2 protein-coding genes are annotated in these 1,864 nt (G+C 51.3%); both read right to left on the bottom strand.

Annotated features, from left to right (window positions below):
* On the bottom strand, window positions 1–1,259 hold a 1,259-nt coding region (locus OSC10802_RS40515), incomplete at its 3' end, for a DUF4114 domain-containing protein (RefSeq protein WP_017717917.1).
* The gene (locus tag OSC10802_RS0116695; RefSeq protein ID WP_017717916.1) at window positions 1,228–1,545 is read right to left on the bottom strand and encodes a PPC domain-containing protein; all 318 of its coding nucleotides are present in this window, start codon (window positions 1,543–1,545) and stop codon (window positions 1,228–1,230) included. The genes OSC10802_RS40515 and OSC10802_RS0116695, both read right to left, overlap by 32 nt.
* Window positions 1,546–1,864 lie beyond the last annotated feature (319 nt).

Here is a 1,864-nt window from a genome sequence, read left to right as displayed (position 1 = left end):
TCACTCACCTCATATCGCGTCCCCGACTCATCAGTATTTAAGTCAGGCGAATTGGGCAATTCGTTTACTTTCACCGACAATTGCCGAGTCCCCCCAACCGGCAGAGAAATCGCATCGGGATAGGGATCTAGCCCATAGAGTTGGGCGAGTTCCACACTAAATTGTACTTCACTGTCCAGACTGCCTGAATCATTGGTCGCCGGCACAAGGGTGAAGCGAATCCCCTCAAACCCCGACACATTGCCATATTCATCTATCGCCCGCAAATAAAGGGTGTGACTTCCCTCTGACAGCGCCCCGCCAAATATTTCCTCTAAAGCGTTGCGGTCTAATGAAAACGTTCCATCCTCGTTGAGCCGGCTGGCAATCTCAGTAAAACTCTCCACCGGCATCCCCTCAAAACCGGCACGCAAGCTGAAAATCCCGCTAACATCAATAACACTACCCGCAATCGCCGGGTCAGAGGTAATCCCATCTGCAGCGCCCTCACCCGTATCGTTCTCTAGATATGCCGCAATTTCTGGCGGTTCGGTGTCGGCTGAATTGATTTCCTCTAAAATTTGTCCCCCCAAAGCTGTCCCGCGCCAGTCCAGGGATGGTGCGATTACATTATTTAGCGATGGGGCTGTGCCAGTCGCACCGGCGATCTGGAACATCACATCGTTGTAATCCTTATCCGCACCGGCATTCACCTGCATATCTTCAAGAGCGAAAGCGTAACCAGTGCCGGTGACATCAGCTATCTGCCCAGAATTGAAAGCATCCCTGGGGTCAGCTGTCGCTAATGAAAACAGGGGGCGTCGCGTGCCGGTGAGTGCCGGATTGTTAAAGACATCCTGTATCTTATTCCGGGGGGCTAAGATAATCCCAAACTCATCCCCCGGATTCATATATACTGTCTTGACGCCCGGGTATGTCCCCTTGTTCCAATTTTGCGGCTCAGCCCCCAAAACCCCGGCCAACTTAGCCCCTTCTGTGAAGTCAGAGATGACGGCATGCCCCTCAGAAGAATTACTCAGCGCCCGCCGCGCGGCTTCTTTGGCAAAGGCACTGTAATCGTTCAGGAAAGCCGACATGCCCTTTAGGTTAAAGATGCCTACCTCTCCCTCATAGAAGCCGCCATCAAACAGATAACTTATATCGACTTTACCTGTTGGGCCTACTTTAAACACTCCCGACTCAAAGGGGTTATTATTGCTAGGGGATAGTGACTGACCTGTGAGCGGGTCAGTGTTGGTTTTGGGACTCACTTCCAGCATATACGTCGCCGCTTACCCGAGAGATTTCAATCGAGTAGTCCCCCGCAATTAACGCATCGGCATTAATCACTTCTGGACTTGTTCCACTATTAGATGATGTGCGCAGTACAGAGCCGGTGCTGTCCAGCAATTTCATATCCACATCGCCGCTCAATTCGCCCAGAGACAGACTGAAACTGCCCGGTGCGTCTAGAGTAAGCCGGTAAATGTCTGTTGGGTCGGCGCTCAAGACATTGCCGACATATGTGGAGCTGCTGTCTAACGAGCCAATGTTGAAGTCGGACATCACTCACCTCACCTGTAAACTGCACACCATCAACCCTCGTAGCACGAATCTGTCCGTCACACCTGTCTGGAGCGGCTGACTTGTTTTTTACTGTAGCGAGTTTTTTTTTTGCTGTCAAACTTCTGCGCTCTCCCCCTCTGACACTGAGATTTTAATGAGTTATCTTTTTGATTAGTATTTATAATATTTGCCGAGGCTCGCCTGAAGCCCCGGGATTTGTTATGATTAAACAGCCGTAACTTAGAAAGATGCCCCGCACCGGCACCCCCTCCGCACCCCCTGAGGGAGCGTTTTTAGCACGCCTGAGGGCGGAATCATT

The sequence above is a fragment of the Kamptonema formosum PCC 10802 genome, from assembly GCF_000332335.1.
Taxonomy (GTDB): Bacteria; Cyanobacteriota; Cyanobacteriia; order Cyanobacteriales; family Oscillatoriaceae; genus Oscillatoria.
Note: the sequence above shows the minus strand (reverse complement) of the source record. Positions and strands in the feature narration are given on the sequence as shown.